The organism is Metabacillus crassostreae, assembly GCF_016908395.1.
Taxonomy (GTDB): domain Bacteria; phylum Bacillota; class Bacilli; order Bacillales; family Bacillaceae; genus Metabacillus; species Metabacillus crassostreae.
In genome coordinates, this window is record NZ_JAFBDU010000008.1 from 59,918 (window position 1) to 80,685 (window position 20,768).

Annotated in this window: 15 protein-coding genes; 1 reads left to right on the forward strand and 14 read right to left on the reverse strand. The window is 34.7% G+C overall.

What is annotated here, in order from left to right; all coding sequences use genetic code 11:
• Positions 1 to 326: 326 nt before the first annotated feature.
• On the reverse strand, positions 327 to 614 hold the full coding sequence (locus tag JOC75_RS19075) for a DUF3817 domain-containing protein (protein WP_204955578.1): 288 nt from the start codon (positions 612 to 614) through the stop codon (positions 327 to 329).
• Positions 615 to 760: 146 nt separating this feature from the next.
• Between JOC75_RS19075 and JOC75_RS19080 the strand changes: the two genes are divergently transcribed.
• Positions 761 to 2,677, forward strand: coding sequence for a LysM peptidoglycan-binding domain-containing protein (locus tag JOC75_RS19080; RefSeq protein ID WP_204955579.1), 1,917 nt, complete (start codon positions 761 to 763; stop codon positions 2,675 to 2,677).
• Between the two features lie 48 nt (positions 2,678 to 2,725).
• Here JOC75_RS19080 and JOC75_RS19085 read toward each other — a convergent pair whose 3' ends face one another.
• From JOC75_RS19085 to JOC75_RS19145, 13 genes are all read right to left on the reverse strand, one after another.
• Positions 2,726 to 2,869, reverse strand: a complete 144-nt coding sequence (locus JOC75_RS19085; protein ID WP_204955580.1) for a YjcZ family sporulation protein — start codon at positions 2,867 to 2,869, stop codon at positions 2,726 to 2,728.
• A 163-nt stretch (positions 2,870 to 3,032) separates the two neighbouring features.
• The gene (locus JOC75_RS19090; RefSeq protein ID WP_204955581.1) at positions 3,033 to 5,066 is read right to left on the reverse strand and encodes a methyl-accepting chemotaxis protein; all 2,034 of its coding nucleotides are present in this window, start codon (positions 5,064 to 5,066) and stop codon (positions 3,033 to 3,035) included.
• A 292-nt stretch (positions 5,067 to 5,358) separates the two neighbouring features.
• Positions 5,359 to 8,388 carry an efflux RND transporter permease subunit gene (locus tag JOC75_RS19095; RefSeq protein WP_204955582.1) on the reverse strand — a complete coding sequence of 1,010 codons (3,030 nt, stop codon included), beginning with the start codon at positions 8,386 to 8,388 and terminating at the stop codon, positions 5,359 to 5,361.
• Between the two features lie 1,223 nt (positions 8,389 to 9,611).
• On the reverse strand, positions 9,612 to 10,007 hold the full coding sequence (locus JOC75_RS19100; protein ID WP_204955583.1) for a GNAT family N-acetyltransferase: 396 nt from the start codon (positions 10,005 to 10,007) through the stop codon (positions 9,612 to 9,614).
• A 307-nt stretch (positions 10,008 to 10,314) separates the two neighbouring features.
• A complete protein-coding gene (locus JOC75_RS19105) occupies positions 10,315 to 10,839 on the reverse strand; it encodes a type 1 glutamine amidotransferase domain-containing protein (RefSeq protein ID WP_204955584.1) in 525 nt (174 codons plus the stop codon).
• Positions 10,840 to 10,961: 122 nt separating this feature from the next.
• A complete protein-coding gene (locus tag JOC75_RS19110; protein WP_204955585.1) occupies positions 10,962 to 11,906 on the reverse strand; it encodes a sugar-binding transcriptional regulator in 945 nt (314 codons plus the stop codon).
• 179 nt (positions 11,907 to 12,085) lie between these two features.
• Complete coding sequence (tkt, locus tag JOC75_RS19115) at positions 12,086 to 14,098, reverse strand: transketolase (protein WP_204955586.1); 2,013 nt, start codon at positions 14,096 to 14,098, stop codon at positions 12,086 to 12,088.
• 69 nt (positions 14,099 to 14,167) lie between these two features.
• The gene (locus tag JOC75_RS19120; protein ID WP_204955587.1) at positions 14,168 to 15,022 is read right to left on the reverse strand and encodes a 6-phosphofructokinase; all 855 of its coding nucleotides are present in this window, start codon (positions 15,020 to 15,022) and stop codon (positions 14,168 to 14,170) included.
• 293 nt (positions 15,023 to 15,315) lie between these two features.
• Positions 15,316 to 16,464 (reverse strand): histidine kinase N-terminal domain-containing protein, encoded by a 1,149-nt coding sequence (locus JOC75_RS19125; RefSeq protein ID WP_204955588.1) that lies wholly within the window; start codon positions 16,462 to 16,464, stop codon positions 15,316 to 15,318.
• 148 nt (positions 16,465 to 16,612) lie between these two features.
• On the reverse strand, positions 16,613 to 17,299 hold the full coding sequence (locus JOC75_RS19130) for an ECF transporter S component (RefSeq protein WP_204955589.1): 687 nt from the start codon (positions 17,297 to 17,299) through the stop codon (positions 16,613 to 16,615).
• Positions 17,281 to 18,936, reverse strand: coding sequence for an ABC transporter ATP-binding protein (locus JOC75_RS19135; RefSeq protein ID WP_204955590.1), 1,656 nt, complete (start codon positions 18,934 to 18,936; stop codon positions 17,281 to 17,283). Before JOC75_RS19135 ends, JOC75_RS19130 begins: the two co-directional genes overlap by 19 nt.
• The gene (locus JOC75_RS19140) at positions 18,909 to 19,793 is read right to left on the reverse strand and encodes an energy-coupling factor transporter transmembrane component T (RefSeq protein WP_239589581.1); all 885 of its coding nucleotides are present in this window, start codon (positions 19,791 to 19,793) and stop codon (positions 18,909 to 18,911) included. The genes JOC75_RS19135 and JOC75_RS19140 overlap by 28 nt, the downstream gene beginning before the upstream one ends.
• Entirely contained in the window at positions 19,793 to 20,635 is an 843-nt protein-coding gene (locus JOC75_RS19145) for a DUF4430 domain-containing protein (protein WP_204955591.1), read from the reverse strand. The genes JOC75_RS19140 and JOC75_RS19145 overlap by 1 nt, the downstream gene beginning before the upstream one ends.
• Positions 20,636 to 20,768: the final 133 nt, after the last annotated feature.

The window sequence follows — 20,768 nt, forward strand, 5'->3', positions numbered from 1 at the left end:
CGAATTATTAGGTGATATTTCAATTAATTAATCCCCTAATAGTTCGGTTTTTTTCTGTCTTCAATAGACTTTTTGATTTTGCATACAATTTTAAGAACTAGTGGAATGGAGCGGAAGACACTTGACTCCTGCGGGTGTAGAGGAAAGGCTGAGACCCCACAGGCGAAGCCGAAGGAGGCTCAGCTTCCACCCCGCGGAAAGCAAGTGTCTGCAGCGCAATGAAACGAACTTGTTTATTCAGCTTAACTGAATTTAGATTTATTCGTATTTTGGGATGGTTTCTTTATTTATGTCCCATCCCCTTCTAGCAACAACAAAACATGAAGTTATTTTGTTTTTAATTGCTTGTCCAAATAAAATGTACCAAAAGGAATAAAAGCTAATAATACAGCCCAGAATCCCCATAAGACAGACCAGCGTTTCTGAAATTTAACAAATGCAACCATAATCACATAAATGACAAATAAGAACCCATGCATGGCCCCAACAATTGTTACAGCCATCGGAAAATCAAAAAAATACTTTAACGGCATCGCAATAAGCAATAGTACAAGATAAGAAACTCCTTCTAAAATACCAGTAAATCTCAATAATCCAATTGATGAATGAAACATCTTTTCAACTCCAATTTTTAAAGCGTTCTCTCTTCATTATACAAGCTTTTAAAGAGTTCATGACAATTAAGTTTGACAATTTCACAACACCCTCACTTAGGATAATTTTCTTTATCTTTTTCCATACTATAGGTGGAGGTGTAGCTGTGGAATTTTTACATAAATATAAAGTTGAACATCATCAGGACGGAGCAACATTAATTTTATATGTATCTGATTTTGACACAGAATTCGCAACAGAATTAGGTACTGAAGTAACGAATACTCGGCAAGAAGAAATTAGTTCTTATGCACAACGTCGTTTTCCTAGTCTAAAAATTAACACGATAAAGATAGTTGCCGGTGGAATTATTGTGTGTATGTTTTCATTTTCCGGAATATCTTCTAAAACAACAGCAAAAGCAGCTGAACCAAATCAGACAGTTACTACAGCTTTATCATATACAGTGAAAAGTGGGGACTCTATAAGTGTTATTGCCAAAAGGTATAATATCACCACTAATGAGTTAAAATCCTTCAATAAATTAACAACTGACACAATCAAGGTTGGTCAAGTTTTGCAATTACCATTAACAAAATACACGGTGAAATCTGGTGACTCTCTCTCCGTTATTGCTAAAGCTTATTCAGTTTCTGTTGAGAGACTTAAAGCTTTAAATAATATGAATTCAGATGTCATCTTTCCAGGACAAGCATTATATGTTCCGACAAACATTTCAACCACATCTGAAGATACAGCTTCTAACGCAATAAGCACGACGATAAGCACCTATACAATACAAGCTGGTGATTCCCTATCTGTTTTGGCAAAAAGGTTTGGTACAACTGTTGCTGCCATTAAAGCAGAAAATAATTTGACTACAGATATCATTACTATTGGTCAAAAAATTAATATACCAGGCCAACAACATGTAGAATCTCAAAAGGAAACCCAGCCAACTGATCCCTTACCTGATTTGTATACAGTTGGAAGTGGTGATAGCTTATCTGTAATAGCAAAGAAATTCAACACGACTGTTCAAGAACTCATGAGCCTAAATTTATTAACTAACTCGACGATTATTGTGGGACAAACTCTAAAGATCTCAAATCCAACAACTAATGAGGAGAACCCAGTTAACAATAATGTTTCAGCTCCTACATCTTATACTGTTGTAGCAGGTGATACTCTTTCTGGCATTGCGAAACGCTACGGTCTTACTGTAAGTTATTTAAAGGAAGTAAATAATTTACATACGGATACTATTTTTCTTGGTCAAAAGCTACAACTAAAGGAGCAGCAGTCGCAACAAACCTACACAGTAAAAAGTGGTGATTCACTTTCACAAATTGCTAAGAACTTTGGTGTAACTACATCTGATATTATGTCTTTGAACTCTTTAAAGTCTGAATTAATCTTTGTTGGGCAAACGCTATTGATAAAAGGATCAGGACAACCAAACACTAGTAGCACTCCCATCCAAAAGATAGAAAATACGGTTTCTTATCGCACCCACACTGTTGTTTCTGGGGATAATATATGGAATTTAAGTGTGAAATATGGTATTCCACAAGCCGAGCTTTTAAGAGTCAATAAATTAACAACATCTAGCAGGCTTTCAATCGGTCAAAAGCTCACTATTCCTGTTCATCAAATTGCTGTTCAGGAAACGGTTAGTGAGCGTCATGGGGAATATTTAGATTGGTGGACAGAAGCACAATATGTATTCCCTATTGGTAAAACTGTCACGATTACAGATTTTCAAACAGGAAAAAGCTTTAAAATTAAGCGAACAATTGGGGCAAACCATGCAGATTGTGAAACAGTTACAACTGCAGATACAACGATTGCAAAAGGCATTTGGGGTGGATTTAGTTGGTCTACTCGCGCAGTACTCGTTGAAGTTGATGGACGAAAAATCGCGGCCAGTATGTCTTTTGCTCCACATGATGTTGATTATATTAGTAACAATGGATTGACCGGACATTTTGATATTCATTTTAAAAATTCGACTCGCCACAAAGACGGGCAAATTGATTCCTCTCATCAAGATAAGGTGAAAATTGCAGCAGGTCTAAAGTAATTTATCTAATAAGAAAAGAGGCACAACTAAGTGCCTCTTTTTCATTTATTAATATCCGTATCCATAGCCGTAACCCGGTGTACCTACTCCGTATCCTCCAGTAGTATATCCACCAGCTCCAACTACGATTAACAAAATAAATAGTACAACAAGTAATGTGAATCCACCTGTATAACCAACTGCACCACTCATTAATTCTTCACCTCCAAGATGATCTACATTGATACTTTATGTAGTTCACCTAGAAAGTGATCTAGACGTTTGCCTAATCCTTTCTATTACTCAATTTTCAGAGACAATGCATCAAAGAGAGATGTCACACATATCAACGAAATTTAACATCGTAATCTTATGTTTAGACTTTAAATTTATTGATTGTTTGCTCTAATTCAGCAACTGTACTTGAAAGTGCTGATGCCAAATTACCTAGTTCGTCTGCAGCTGCTGATTGTTCCTCTGTTGTAGCCGTCACTTCCTCTGTTGTCGCTGAAGAATCCTCTGCAACATCAACCATTTCACTTATCGCACTTTCCACTTTATCTTTATTAAGATTAATTTTGCTTATTGATGCTTCAACATGATTAATTTCGTCTATTATCGAGTTTGTGCCTTCTAAAATATTTTCAAAAGCTTCTTGAGTATTATTAATAGAAGATGTTTGCTTTTTAAAGAGAGTAATCGTTGTTTTAACTAGCTCTACAGATTTTTTTGTTTGATTTAAAATGCTTGCGATAACTGTTTCAATTCTTAATGAAGACGTTTTAGTTTGATCAGCTAATTTACGAATTTCATCTGCAACAACAGCAAATCCTCGTCCTGCTGCTCCAGCTCTTGCAGCTTCAATGCTTGCATTTAATGAAAGTAAATTTGTTTCTTCACTTACATTTTTAATCATTTCAACTATTTCTTTTATTTGTGAAATCTCATTGTTTAACGCATCCATTGTAGAATCAACTTGACTAATGTTTGTGCCCATCTCTTTATTTTTCTCTGTGAGCTCTTTAATTGTTTCTATTGATTGACTACTTACTTTTTTCGTTGTTTCCGTAAACTCCGATACTTTGTTCATGTTATTGGAAACTTCATTAATCTCACTCGAAAGCTCTTTCATTTCACGATTCGTTCTTTCTGAATAATCAACCTGACTAACAGCGCCTTTTGCCACATCTTCTATAGCAGATGCAATTTGCTCTGAAGCTGATGCTGATTCAGAAGCAATACGTTTCAAATCATTTGCTCTATTAACAGCATAAGCAGAAACTCGTTTATTTTCATCGATCATTGCTCTAATATTATCGATCATTGTATTAAAGCTAGTACCAAGCTGTCCAACTTCATTTTTATATAAATAATCTGCTCGATGAGTTAAATCACCTTCTTCAGCATGCTTCATAATTCCAACTAGCTCATGTATTGGCTTAATCATACTTTTCGCCAGGAAAATACTAGCTACAAGTGCCAAGACAACAAATGCCAAAATAATGATATAAACAAGATAAATAACATTTTGTATTTCTTTAAAAAGATAAGATTTTGATGTAGAAACGGCTACTTGCCAACCATTTTCACTTTCATTTATAGAAGTAAGATGATCTTGACTATCTTTTGCTGCGTCATATTTTGTTCCAATCAGTTTTTCTTGATTACTAGAAACAATCGTTCCATCATCACTTATAACCGATATTTCTCTACCAGAATGATCTTTACCATCTTTAAAAACCTTTTCAAAAATTGCCCGATCTGCAACAAGTATTAATGTTCCATTTTTCTCAATATCTCGGTACAAATAAATAAGTTCATTGTTTCCATTGAAGCCAGTAACCCATTGAGCAGATCGTGTTACTCCATCACCTTTTTTAGCAAGAACATCAGATATAAAGCTATCTATTCCAAGTGATTTCACATAGCTTTTTTCTCCAAAAATCTCATTGTCTTTATTGACAAAAAATAGCGCTTTAACATGCTCATTCGTGAAAGAAATTCCAGACAAATACTCTGTGGCTGTTCGTTGTATATTGAAAGCTTCATATTGTGTTAAACCATCATCACTTTTTAATTGTTCGATTAAATCAAGATTAGTAAAAGGGACGAGAGATAGATTATCAATTTCTGCTAATTTGTAATTAACATTTTGCGTCACCTGTGTTCCAATTTCATCATTCATTGTTGAAACTTTACTCTCAATCGTATTTTTAGATACAAAATAGACAACATTACCAATAATGACACTAGGAATAATTGTGAATAATAGCAGAAATATAATGATTCTTGATCTTAATGTCATGCCTTTAATGCTAGGAGGAAGTTTCAACATCATCTTTCTATCTTTTTGTTGTTTAGGCTTCCTTTTACCTTTTTCTCTTTTTATGAATTTAGATTTGATCCTCATAACTCATCCCCCACATATGTAATCAATGATCCATAATTCTTTGAAAATGCCCTTTTAACACTCTTTAAAAAAGTACGTTTGTTTCAAAAATAAGTAATATTGTATTAATTTAGTAGTGTATTCGTTTTCATTATACTATAATCAGACTATTTATTCTCCAATTTTTTTAAAAATCTAAATTACACATAGATATAATTACCTATAAAAAGATACTGTCTATTGAAACTATTACTTTAATATAAAAAACTGACCATTGATTCTTAATGATCAATGGTCAGTTTCATCTGAAGTATTATACTGCTATTGTATCGTCTTGCTTCTCTATTTGTTGTCTTTGTTTTTTAGCTGTTCTAAAATGCAGTAATTCATATACAACAGGAATCACGACTAGGGTTAACAATGTGGCTACACTTAATCCACCAATAACAACTACTGCTAAACTAGCAGATACTAAATTACCAGTTTCTGCTTCTTTAAATAACAGTGGAAGCATTGCTGAAATTGTGGCAACGGCCGTCATAATAATTGGACGCATTCTTATTGATGCAGCTTCAACTACTGCCTCTCTGATAATCATTGTTTTTTCGTTTTGTTTTACTCGATCTAGTAGAACAATTGCATTTGTTACAACAATACCGATTAACATAAGAGCACCAAGCAATGCTGTGATGTCAACAGAAATGCCACTTATCAGTATTCCTAATATGGCGCCAATTGCTGCTAGTGGTAAAGAAAATAAGATCGCAATAGGTGCACGAATAGTTTTGAAGGTAATAACCATGATTAAAAAGACAATTCCAATTGATGCAAGCATAGTCATAAACAAGTCATTAAAATCACTTTGTTGATCAGCACTTGCTCCACCAACTAAAACATCAATATTATCAGGAACCTTTATTCCCTTAACCTCTTGATCACCAAAGATTTTCTTGTTCACTTCTGCTGAAATGGCAGACAGGTTTTCTGGTTCAACATTAGCTGTAATTCTGACATATTGCTCTCCATCTTTATGGAATGTACTAGTAGGCTCTTCTACTTGCTGCAGTTTTGCAACATCTGAAATTGACGATAACCCATTAGCAGTCATGATCGGAACCTCTGAAAGATCTTGCTTCGTTTCTGGGTTATAAATCGGCTCAAGCATCACCATTGTTTGTTGATCGTTCATTTCTATTAAACCCAATGGAGTCTTATTAAGCATAACTGAAGCCTGCTGGGCGATTTGATCCGCTTTAGCCATACTTGGATCAACAACAAATGAATAAACTGTTTTGGTTTCTTCTTGATTTGATGTAACTTCTTCCACTCCATCTACATCTTTGATTTCTGCTGTTATTGTTTCAGATACGTTTGTTAATTGTTCAATATCCTCGCCGATAACATCGATCGTGATTGATGTTCCACCACCACTCATCATCGTTGCTTCTGTCGCTTCTAATGTCGCATCTTTATATTCAGCTTTTTGAGAGTGAATTTTATCAACAAATCCTCCCATTTCCGCATCCTTTTTCAAAATAGCCATAATCATTGTTTTCGTAGGACTTTCCACAGAGCCAAATTTAGCTCCATCCTCTGTATTCCCTAACTGTACATAAACATGATCAAGCTCTTTTTGTTTAAGAATATAATCCTCTAATTTTAATGACTCCTCCTTAACCTTTTCAATAGGTGTTTCATTTGAATATTCTAATGAAACAAGTACATAATCTGCTTTTGCTTTATCCACAGATCCTTTAGGCAGAACCACATATGCTCCAATTGATCCAGCAAATAAGAAGAAGGATGTTAAAAGAACAACCCATTTGTGATTCAAAGACCAAGTTAGGAAATTTGAGAATCCTTTTGATGGTTTGTGTTCTTTTATTTTTGCATTTTTCAGTAACCCAGCACTCATAATTGGAACGATGGTAATCGCAACAATTAACGACGCTAAAAGGGAATACGTTATAGTCAATGCAAAAGGCAGAAGGAAATCTTGTAAGCTTCCTTGAATTAAGCCCATCGGCAAAAATACAGCGACAGTCGTTAAAGTTGAGGATGTAATCGCCATACCAACCTCTTTTGTTGCATCAATAACCATTTTTATTGAAAATTTCTCCGTTTGGGCTCTTCTAAAAATATTTTCAATTACAACAATACTGTCATCTACAAGTCGCCCCACTGCAACGGCAACTCCACCAAGTGTTAAAACATTTAAGGTTACTCCTGATTGAGCAAGCAGGAATAAAGTAAATCCTAGTGATAATGGTATTGAAATAATCGTAATTAATGTTGAACGAAGATTTCGTAGAAAGATCATAATAACAATTGTTGCAAATAAAGCACCAAGTAAAACTTCCTTAATCATACTGTGTACAGATGATTCAACCATATCTGCTGTAGCTAATATTACTGTTGCTTCTAAATCATCATATTTCTCATTTATTTCTTTTGAAGCTATTTTTACTTCTTTACTAATTGTGACAGCATTTGAACTGCTATCTTTTGTGATCACAAAGATCAATCCATCTTTACCATTTAATCTAGTTAAATTACTTTCTTGTTTTTGGATGTTGATTTCTGCTATATCTTTAAGCGCAACTTTCGGAATAACTTCAGTTTCTTTAAGTTTCTCAAGTGTTGTGATATCACCAACTACTTTAATATTTGAGGCTTTGCCATCGATATCCTTTACTCCAACAGCAGTGGCATTTGTTTGTCCTTGAAGCAACGACATAATATGTTCAACAGAGGTTTGTTTTTCTGCCATTTTCTCCTCATTTAACTTAACCGAAACATATGAAGGGATAACACCATTTGTTTGTATATCAGAAACACCGTCGATGTTTTTAAAATAAGGAACAATTTCGTTTTCTGCATATTGTATTGTATTAGGATTAATTCCTTTATCAAATGTAAGAGCAACATACGAAACAGGAATCATCGATGTATTTAACTGAACAATATTCGGTTTCATCACATTTGTTGGAAGAGGTACGGTTCCTAGTGCTTCTTCAATTTCACGTTTTGCTTCTTTTTTTCCAACACCTGATTCAAAGTGAATATCAACCGATGAATATCCATCACCTGTTGTTGAGAAAACATTCGTTATCCCACTTATTGAATCAACTGCTTTTTCAATCGGAGTTGTTACTTGCTTCTCCATCGATTTTGCATCCATTCCCTCTCCCATTGTGACAACAGAGATAAATGGTTGATCTGCAGACGGAAGAAATTCCATCGGTAGCCTGAAATAACTCAAAACCCCCATTACTAATATAATCATTGACATTAAAATGACTGCAGCCTTATTTTTAAAAGACCATTTTGTAATCCACGACATCTTCTTTTCTCCTTCCGACTTCTCGTTATAGTTGATGAACTTACCTTTTTTAACTCCTCCTTTATTACAGGAAAAAGTTTCTATATTTAGTTAGTTACTACAGTCATAATATTAAACATTAACTGATCACTCGTTAAATGACTTGAGGTGTAAACTTCTCTAAGGCTTAAGACGTATTTGGTGAATTTTGGATAGTTTGGAATTACAATTTTATTTGGAAACAGTAGATAGGTGAGGGGGAAAGACTATAAGAAAAGGACATAAGAAGTAAGAGGCTGGGACGTAAGTAATTAAGCTAATTCTTCTTTAATCAGTTAAGCTTAGAAAACAAGTTCGTTCCATTGCGCTGCAGACACTCGCTTTCCACGGGGAGGAAGCTGAGCCTCCTCGGCGCAAACGCCTGTGGGGTCTCAGCCTTTCCTCTACGTCCCGTAGGAGTCGAATGTCTTCCGCTCCATTACACTAAGTTCTTAAAAATAGTTTCCAAGATCAAAATTTCTATAGAAGACATCAAATAAAAAACCGAACTATCAGGCAATAGATAAATATCACCTAATAATTCGGGTTTATCATTATCAATTACTTTGTTATGTCCGAGTCTCCTTCAAAAAAAGGCTTATCTATTCCCTATTTTATGGCTGGATCTTTTCTCAAGGCTGTTAAGATTGTTGCTTTCTAACCATATTAATAGACTGTTGATATAATACGGTTTCGGGAGGCGTTCAGCTATGTGGTTAGACATCTATGAAGAGTTCAAAGAACTTGAACCTATTAAATAAAACAACGGTTCTATCATTGCGAGCAATATAAAAAGAACCACCCAAAGATGGTCCTAACGAAATAAATTTAACGTGTATCAACTTTCTTTGAATTTAATGATATTAAAGCCAATATTACGGTCTTAAAGAGAAAGAAGATTGTTCCAAAGAAACCCATAATTGCAAATGAAGTTCCTCAATCCATTTCTTAGGTGCTGCAAAATAAATACCTATTTGCTAGGATATTATACAAATGACTAATAAAATGATTGAAACTGACAAAAGTTTGAATTTTTTAATCATATTTATTTCCCATTAATCTATTTAATTATCTAAATTATATTGTATATAAAGATCAATTCCATTATATATTATTTTTAGAAATAAAGACCTCTCCGTTAAACAAGTGTAATGGTAGGTTTTCATTAACCCATAAAAGATTAATTACTTAGAAACAAAGTATGCCTAAGATTTCCGTCCAATTTTAAAGCCGTTATCAATGGTATCAAAACCGATCTTCGGATAGTATTCCATTGCTTCTTCTGATGCTAGTAGGATTAATGATACTTTCTCACCTAATTCTTCTTTTAATAAAGCCACAAGCTTCTTACCAATCCCTTTACCTTGATAATCTTTACTAATGGCTAAGTCTGATAAATAACAGCAATAATGATAATCAGTAATAGCTCTAGCTACGCCAATTACTTTACCTTCTTCTCTAGCTGTAATGATAATATCAGCATGCTCGATCATTTTTTGTAATCTTGGTAAATCTTCCACAGGTCGTTTGATGCCAGATAATTTAAAAACCTCAGCTAGCTCATCAGCATTTATCACATCATTAACTTTGTATGTAATCATAGTTTTTTTCTCCTATTCGATTTAAATTGTTAATATTTTCTATATATTTTTAATAATTGGTTCTGTTTAAACTTTGTTGTTGATTTCCGTTACAGGCATTCGCTTTCCGCGGGCGGTCCGGGAGCCTCCTCGGCGAAAGCGCCTGTGGGGTCTCCCTTTGACACGCTTCTCCCGCAGGAGTCTCATGCCTTTCACTCCAATCAACAATGTGCTAAAAATCAACATTAACCTTTAACATAGCCTAATAATAAAAAAAGCCAGCACTTTAGTAAAGATAATTTATCATTTACTATCGTGCTGACTGAAATTAATTTTCTTCAAGAACTCGTATAAACTCTCTCATATAATCAGGAAGATCTGGTGGACGTCTACTTGATATTAGATGACCGTCAACAACAACAGCTTCATCTAACCATGTTGCTCCTGCATTTTCCATATCATCCTTAATACCTGGTGTACTTGTCACTGTTTTACCTTCTAGAATTTTGGCAGAAATCAGTACCCAGCCTGCATGACATATTTGTCCGATTGGCTTTTTGTTTTCTTCCATATATTGAACAATATCAATTACTTCTTTAAAACGACGAAGTTTATCTGGAGCCCATCCTCCTGGAACTAATAAAGCATCATAATCACTTGCTTTCACATCTTGAAAAGCAAAATCTGAAGTAGCAGGTACTCCATACTTCCCTTTATATGTAAATGATGCATCTTCTCCTACTAAATCAACAGTTGCCCCTTCTTCACGCAATCTGTGAATGGGATACCAAAGCTCTAAATCCTCAAAATCTTCATGAACAAAGCTTAATACCTTTTTTCCTAATAATCTCATGTTTTCAGCCTCCTATCTTATTAACACTATCTAATTTTGCTTTAGAATACAAACGATGTACCTATTAGGATATCAACAATAATTGAAGATATTTTTCAACAAAAATAATGGATGCCAGCTTATTAGTCTTCTAAATCAACTAATAATCTTGCTGTATGCTGATCTGTAATCAACACATTGGCATACTTGCCTTTTAACGCTCCATAGATTGCATCAAACTTTTTAGGTCCACCAGCAACTAAAATTGATTTTTCTTTTTTTGCTAATTCATGAAGCTCAATTCCGATTGTTCGACTATTCAAGCTCTCAACACATACTTCACCATTTTTATCAAAAAACCTTGAGCATATCTCTCCAACAGCCTTTGACTGTATAAGATGTTGATCTTCGCTTGAAAGGTACTCTGCTTGCAATAAAACAGAGTCAACAACAGGAGTTCCTACACTAAAGATCGCAATATTCGCTTTTTTACCTAAATCAAGTATTTTATGAATATGTCGGTCTGCTTCAATTGCTTGCTTTACAACGATATGATCAACAATGGCTGGTAGTGGTAACATAAATGTTTGGGTATTAAATGCTTCACCAAAAAGATGGATTATTTCAGAAGCATATGTTTTTGATTCTGAATGACTAACTCCTCCATTAAGCTGTACAATAGTTGTTTGACTTAAAGGCTTTGGTTGAAGTCTTTTTGCGATCTCATGAACAGTTGTTCCCCATGAAGTTGCAATGATATCTGAATCTTGTACAATTCTGTTCACATAATTTGCCGCAACTTCTCCAAGGTGACGTTTTATTAATGTGTTGTCATACTCTGAAACAGATGCAACGATAACCTCTTTAAGATCAAATTTATTCTTTAACCTGTCTGTTAATAATTCTCCGGCTTCCACAGGGTTATGAATGGTAATTTCAACAATGCCTGAATCCTTCGCAACCTTTAATAATCTTGAAACAGTTGGTCTTGATACATCTAGTTTTTTTGCGATTTCCTGCTGACTGTAATCTAATTGATAATAAAGCTTAGCAGCTTCAATGATTTTATTTAATTTTTCTCTTTCCATTACGCAGCACCTATTTTTATTAGTATTAACACATAGTTAATTGCTTGTTACATATATTTCCTTAGTTATCCTCTCAAACTGCAATCAATTAAAAGAGAGAGGCTGACATATTTTACATCACGTCAGCCTCATTATCAGGAAAATTATAAAATTATTTTTCTTTTATTAGATATCTTAACTTATCCTTGGATAAGCTTTTTCACACGATCAACTACATTTTCAACTGTGAAACCATATTCAGCTAAAATACGTTGTTCTGGAGCTGAAGCACCGAATGTATTGATAGCTAAAATGTCTCCCTCGTCTCCTGTATAACGATCCCAACCAAGTGGAGATGCCATTTCAATAGCTAGACGCTTTTTCACTTCTTTAGGTAAAACAGAACGCTTGTATTCTTCACTTTGTGCTTCAAAGCGATTCCAAGCTGGCATACTTACAACAGCTGCGTCAATTCCTTCTTGAGATAATGCTTGTTGAGCATCAACTGCTAAACCAACCTCTGAACCAGAAGCTAATAAAAGAACATCAGCTGTTTCTTTTGATGCTGGTGAGATGACATATGCACCTTTTTTAACACCTTCATAAGCAGTATCTTTCGTGTTTTTGATTGTTTTTAAGTTTTGACGTGTTAAAACAAGTGCTGTTGGTGTTGATGTTGATTCAATTGCTGATTTCCAAGCTGCAGCTGTTTCATTGCCATCTGCCGGACGAACAACTGATAAGTTAGGCATTGCACGTAATGATGGTAATTGTTCAATTGGTTCATGTGTAGGACCATCTTCACCAACTGCAATACTATCATGTGTGAATACATATGTTACAGGCAGATTCATTAATGCTGCTAAACGAATCGCTGGACGCAGGTAATCTGAGAATACAAAGAATGTACCAGCAAATGCATGTAATCCACCATGTAGTGCCATACCGTTTAATGCTGCACCCATTGCAAATTCACGTACACCGAACCAAATATTACGTCCACCATAATTGTCACTAGTGAAGTCTCCTGCATCACTAATTGTTGTTTTGTTAGATCCTGCTAAGTCAGCTGAACCACCAAAGAATGAAGGTAGGTTTTTAGCAATTCCGTTTAATACTTCACCAGATGATGCACGTGAAGCAAGGCTACTTCCTTCTTCGTAAACAGGAATATCTTTATCCCAACCTTCTGGAAGCTCTCCGCTTACTGCATGTTTGAATTGGTTTGCTAGCTCAGGGAATTCTTTTCCGTAAGCTTCAACTAATTCATTCCATTCTTTTTCTTTGTTTGCTCCTGCTTCTTTTACCGTTTTATTAAAATGATCATATACTTCAGATGGTACATGGAAATCTTCTTCAAATGTCCAGTTGTATGCTTCTTTTGTTAATTTAATTTCTGTTTCACCAAGTGGAGAACCATGTGAAGCTGATTTACCAGATTTATTAGGTGAACCAAATCCAATTGTTGTTTTCACTTCAATTAATGTTGGGCGATCAAGATCTAATCTTGCTTGTTCAATCGCATTTGAAATTTCGTTCAAGTCATTTCCATCTTCTACACGGATAACTTGCCAGCCTTGTGCAACAAAACGTTGCTCAACATTTTCTGAGAATGAGCGATCTAAATCACCATCTAATGAAATGTCATTTGAATCATACAGAACAACTAAACGACCTAATTTTAAGTGTGCCGCTAATGATGCTGCTTCTGATGAAATTCCTTCCATTAAATCTCCATCACCACAGATTGCATATGTAAAGTGGTCAACAACATTGTATGATGGTTTATTGTATGTTTCTGCTAAGTGACGCTCTGCCATTGCCATACCTACTGCCATAGCAATACCTTGTCCAAGAGGACCTGTTGTTGCATCAACACCTGCAGTATGACCGTATTCAGGGTGTCCAGGAGTTTTGCTACCCCATTGTCTGAATTCTTTTAAATCATCTATAGATAAGTCATAGCCTGTTAAGTGAAGTAAGCTATAAAGAAGCATTGATCCGTGTCCTGCTGAAAGAACAAAACGATCACGGTTAAACCAGCTTGGGTTTGATGGGTTAACATTCATATATTTCGTCCAAAGCGTATATGCCATTGGAGCAGCACCCATTGGCATACCAGGATGTCCTGAATTAGCCTTTTCAATCGCATCAATAGAAAGCGTACGAATTGTTTCGATAGATAATTTGTCTGTTTTTGTTAATTCACTCATTAATTAATCCCTCCAAAATATATTCATCTTTACATTATAACCTAATCATACTACTTGATCATAGAAACCTTACTTAAATACGACTTTATTATCTTGAATAAGCAATTGACCAGTAGGTTTATTTGCTTTACACCAATCGACAACTGCTGTTTTCAATTGATTAGCTAATAGTCGATCCTGAGCAGTTGGATATGGTCCTCCACACTGGGAATCATCAATGACAACAATCTTCCAATCTAAATCAAAATTACTGAAATGTTGTTCAAAGGATGTAAGATCAATAGAATGATCCATCATAAAGAACGTATATCCTTCTTCATTATCTTCTTTTTGTTTAATGTGATTATGTAATTGATCAAGCTCCTGTGGGCTTTCACCTGTGACAACCTGTGCTCCAACTGCACCAGCAGCATCATACAGTAGTCTTGATTGATTGTTACCAGGTATTTGCACATTAAATAAACGGACTTTACCATAAGATAAAGAACTTGCTGTATCTCTTACACTTTCAACACTATTAACAATGGAATTTAATGCAGTATCATAACCTAAAGTAAACTGTGAGTTTTCTACAGAGTTGTAAATACTAACAGGAACTTGTAATACCTTCACTTTTGTTGCTTGTTCTTGATTGTTACTAACCCCTAATAAAATAACCTGATCTAGCTCTTGTAATTCATCAGTTAATAAAAAGGATTTTTCTTCCCATACTTTTCGAGGAAAAGCATTACATAAGCTATAGGTAGTTGTTAATGTTTTTTGACTCATTTTATTTAATTCTCTTAGCTGTAGTTCTTTTGAAGTATGATTCCATTCAATAGCATATACAGTTGTTTCCTCACTTGAAAGATCTTCAATAAGGGTACGAACGATTTGAGCTGTACCTTCTAAAGCACAACCAAAATGAACCACACCTATTTTCATTTACGTTACCCCTCTTTTAAGAAATTTTGTTCATACTATATTGAACATTTGTTACATGAAGAGTATAACATGAAAACAATAGAAAGATAAATAGATATAATCATTAAATTTTTAGATATTTTCTACACTTAAAGACAAATCGCGATGAACAAAGGTACATTGCGGAATTTATATTATTATGAGATTTTTTGTAAAATCTAATGTAAACCTTTTCACAAAATCTTTTCTCTTATCTTAACTTGATTGGTAGATTAGCTTTTAACAAGCCTAATTATAAAAAAATCGATCAGTATTTACCTGATCGATTTTTTTTGCTCATATGGCAGCTTAATGATAAATGAAGTGTATTGAGAATCTGATTGACATTCTATTGAGCCATTATGTTTTTCAATAATCGTTTTACATACATACAATCCGATTCCAGTTCCTAAGTTTTTTGTTGTATAAAATGGTTCAAAAATGGTACTTTGCATTTCGTGGGGAATTTGTGGTCCATTATTTGTTATCGTAAATGTGATATCCTCTTTATTACAATCACATAAAATCGTTAATTTTCGATCATTGTGATCATTATCTTTCACTGCATCAATTGAGTTTAAAATAATATTAACGAGTACCTGCTTTAACTCCTCTTTTTTCGCATAAATTTTGCAATCATGATTCACGGAGGTTTGCAGGTCAACATCACCATCTACTATACTTGGGTATAAAAATGAAGTAATTTCAGTAAATAATTCAGACAACAGTATCATTTCTTTAGACTTATCAACAATTTCCAATCTTGCAGCATGTAGAAATTGTGTAATTCTAAATTTTAATTGATCGAGTTCATGCTCAATTGTATCCATATATTTAAGTGAAGGATGTTCATCTTTTAAAAGCTTCATAAAACCTATTACAGCTGTTAGAGGATTTCTAAATTCATGAACAAAGCTTGAGGACATTTGACCTAGAAGTGATAAACGATCTTTGTGTGATTGGTTGATGAATAGAACTTTTTCCTTTAGCTCATTATCCTTTAATTCCGTATAACGAGTAACTGTATGAAAGCAAAATCGATCAAAGTCTTGATTGATCCGATCGATAATTGCATGTAAATCTGCAATTGAAATACCGGATTTGTTAATGAATTTAATAACAGTACTTCTGCCTACATTAACGTTATAAACATACTCTCCTATATTAACATCTGTAATAACACGTTCATGTGCTACCTTATAAGCAAGCTCTTGGATGTCATGTTCACAGATTTCACCTAATAAAGATCTTTTTACTAATAGAAACATTTGAAATCCATTATCCTTAATACTTCCCTTATACATGTCATGCTCATGAATAATAATACTCTCTTGCCATACTTCCAATATTTCATCCTGTGTTTTTTCTAAATACAGAGTTAGCTTTTCTTCTAGTGAGAAAATGACCGAAGAATCGTGGCTCAACTAGTTCACCTCTTTTTTTCATTATTTAGATAATATCTATACTCTTTAGACAAAAAGTACTAAAAACCTTCTTCTTTCGCGAATTTATTTGTTTTAAGTGAAAGATCACTTCATAAAAAAAGTGTTAATCCCTAACTCAGGATTAACACTACTTGTCTAGCAAACCATATTTTTTCCGAAAACGCTGTAAAATCTTTAACCAGCTGTCTGCAAAAATGAGCAAGAAAAAGACATTTGAAAATGCATGGGCTAAATCAAAATATAAGCTAGCACTATACCGAGTTATAATGGCAGTAATGGTTATACTTTCATCTAAGCTAACAAAATACCATAAATTCATGACCCATCCAAATAAGATACCTGTTATAAAACCAAAGGTCACTTTGCCAATCTTATGCTTCATAATCCATGTATGTCTAAATAATCCTGCACTTAATCCAATCATTCCCCAAGCATACATTTGCCAAGGTGTCCAAGGCCCCTGCCCTAGAAATAAATTAGATACTAATGCAGCAAGTGCCCCAACAACAAATCCACTTTCAGCACCGAAAGCAAGTGCTGCAACAATAATAACAAAGGTTGTTGGTTGAACACTTGGGATGGATGCAAAGGGCACTCTACTAACAGCTGCTATCGCTGCTAATACAGCTAATAAAACAAGCTCTCTTCCAGCAACCTTTCTTCGTTCAAACCGAATAATAAAAGGAACAAAACTCAGCAACATGATGATTATGCTAAATGGAAGAAAATATTTATCAGCTAAAAGAGGCGTTGTCAAAATGGTGATAGTAATCAAAAGAAACAACGCTATGACAATTATTCTTGAACGTGCCAAGTCTTGCGAGCCTCCTCTAACGTTAATACATCAGGAACTTTACTGCCTCTAGTTATTCGATTAAGGACTGTTGTGTAAAATGCATTGCCCTGAAAAAAGCTTTTCGTTGGTGAATTCGTTGTAATCGTTCCTTGGAACATCATTGCGCACCTTGTTGAATAATGTGCAGCAAATTCAATATCATGTGTGACCATAACGATTGTTAAGCCCTTTTGTTGTAATGCTTGTAGTAGCTTCCCCAGCTTAAGCTTAGCTTCTGGATCAAGCCCCTTAGTAGGCTCATCTATTAATAACAGCTTTGGATTAGGTAGAAGCACTCCCGCTAATGCTGCCTTTTGCATCTCCCCGCCACTAACATCATAAGGATGACGATGTACTAGTTCTTTTAAGTTGAAAATTTTTAGCAACTCCTCAATTCGAGTTTCACCATTACCGATTTGATGCAATTGTTCAAGATATCTTAACTCAGCACCAATCGTGTCGTGGATGAAAAACAACTTAGGATTTTGTGGGAGATAGCCGATTTCTTTTGGAAGTTGTTTTTTAAATTTCTTTGCTTTGTAAAATATTGATCCTCGTTGTGGTTTCTCGAGTCCAGCAATGACTTTTAGTAATGTTGACTTTCCCGTTCCATTTGCACCAACAATTGAAAGCCATTCACCTTCAAAAATACTTAATGACAAATCATTAAGTATCTTAGTTGAGTCCTTTGAATACTGAAAATCAACTTCTTTTATGTTCATTATTTCTTTCTTAGGTGCATGATGATTTTCCTTCAAAATACCCTCTCTTGGTGTAATAGCTACATTCTTTAACCAATTCTTCCCTTCCTTAACTGACAGTGGGATATCACCATTTACTTTTGAGGGAGAATATTCTAAATATAGCCGGGCAGGACTTGGTAAATAATGATACATTGCATGATCTTTATATTCGCTTAAAAAATCAATAACATGTCGTGGCGTATCATAAGATAAAATACCTCCATTATCTAAAACAAGAGCTTTATCAGCAATAGCAAAAAGCTCTTCTAGCCGATGCTCTGCGATAATTACTGTTATCCCAAATTCCTCATTCATTGTTTGAAGCATGCCAATAAATTCTCTTGCAGCAACAGGATCTAATTGTGACGTTGGTTCATCTAGCAATAATAGCTTCGGCTCTAATAATAAAACAGAAGCTAAATTGACTAGTTGCTTTTGACCTCCAGAAAGCTCATGCGTCTTACGATTGAGCAGACCTTCTATACCAAAGAAATGAACAATTTCAGCCACTTTTTTTCGCATTTCTTCTGTTGATGTTCCGAAATTCTCCATCCCAAAAATGAGTTCTTCGAGAACACGATCCATAACAATTTGATTTTCTGGATCTTGAAAAACCATGCCAATGTCTTTTACAACCTGTGCAGGCGGAATATCTAGTAGAGGCTTATTTTCGAGGAATATGTCTCCCTCTTTTTCACCATGTGGAGCAAGCTCCTGCTTTAATAGTCGCAGAAGAGTCGACTTACCACTTCCAGATGGTCCACATAAAACAACAAAATCACCTTGTTCTACACTAAATGAAACATCATTAAGCACCTTAATTTTCTCTTCTGGATATGCAAAGCTTAGGTTTTTTGTCTCCAAAAAAGCCATAGAAGCGCCTCCCTTACTTCAATCATTAGTGGTGCACCAATATACAAGGAAAAAATTAATAAATAAAACCATTCTCGTCCTTCAATTAATATTGTTTCTAACACTGGTTCAATGCTTAACACACCATCACCTAACCACCAGCCAAACAAAGCAACAATTGTGAATAATACAATATAAGTGAGAGCAATCCAATCCATCTTTCGCATTCTGTATGGTGTATATTTGCTTCTCTTTTTAAGTCCATAGCCACGTGCAGACATTGAATCAGCAGTTTGTATTGCTTCCTCTAATGACCAAGTTAAAAGAATTTGCACAAGCAATATCCCATTTTTTGCACGATCTTTTAATTTCCCCTCTTTTACTGACAAGCCTTTACTTTGTTGAACCGTTTCAATCTCCCTCAATCTTCTTTTTAACAATGGGATAAATCTCATTGAAAGCATCGTGAGGAGAGCCCACTGTGGTAGCCATTTTGAAAATAAATATAAAAACCGATCAGCAGTGATAACGATATTATAGGAAAGAAATAACACAAGCAGCGCAAAGATTGATAGAGCAGCAATTATCCCATGAATAACAGCCTCAAGCATCACTGGATTGTTATTAAAATAAAATAAAATATGATTTCCCTTTCGATTCACCAGCGGATTTATTAATAGGAAAAAGAATGATAAGTAAAACAGCATAAAGAACCAGCCTCTTAATGCTTTCCCCCGATCTAATTGAAGATTAAAGATAATGAACAAAATGATCGCTACAAACAAAAACACCGGATGCTTATATAGCATTACCAGTGCTGCTGCTCCAACATAATAAAGAAAAAGGACAAAAGGATGAAAAGCATGAACTCCTCTCATCAGCTTTCATCTTCTTGATAATTTGTCGTATAAATCCACTGAATGCTATCACCATTTTTCACTTTAACAATGCCAGCACTTCGATCTAAAGTCGCACCATTTTTTTTCACCGTCCAGCCACTTAAAGGGCCTCGATCAAATTCTGATAACCCATCAATCCCCTGTATATAAGCAAATGCACCACTACCTGTTACACTAATTGGTTTCCCTTTTTCCTTAAGAATTTTCTTCGTAATATCAAGTACTGTATTACCTTCACTCATTTCTACCTTTGTTGAAGAAAGAATTGTTCCTTTTTCTTGATCACCAGCAATTGTTATAGTAACTGTTTGTTTTGGTTCCTCTTTTTTAACTACTGGTTGAGTGGTTATTTTCTCTTTTTTTGTTTCTTCTTCTTTTGGCGTCGTTTTTATTTCAGGAGTTGTTTTAGCAGTTTGTGTTGCTGTTGAAGATTTCTTTTTTTCATCCACTTCAGGAGTTGCTGCTGGTTTAGATGTTTGCCGTTCTGTTGATTTCTCAGTTTTGTTACTTGAGGCTTCTTTCTCCTTAGAAGTATCTGCTGTTGATGATGTTTCTTGTTTATCTTCTAAAGCCACAATACTTTCTTTTTTATCACTTTCAGTAGTTTTTTGGCTTGATTCTTCTTTATTACTGTCTTCCGTAGGATCCTGACTACCTTCACGATCATTATCTGTTACTACTTCTTTATCAGTTGAAGATGCTTCAGTAGTTTCCTCAACACTTGTTTTTTCTGTTATAGGAACTACCTCATCTTTTTCACAACCTATTAAAAACATCACAATCATCATAAATGCTAAAAACACTTTGTTGTATTTCCCCAAATTAATACCCCCTGTTATCACAAGCAAGCTCTTTATATAGTATAAACTAGATACAGGAAAACGAGGGTAACTCATTTTCCTAGCACTCTCCTTTTATAAGGAAATAGACTAGACTATATTGAGTTACCCTCAT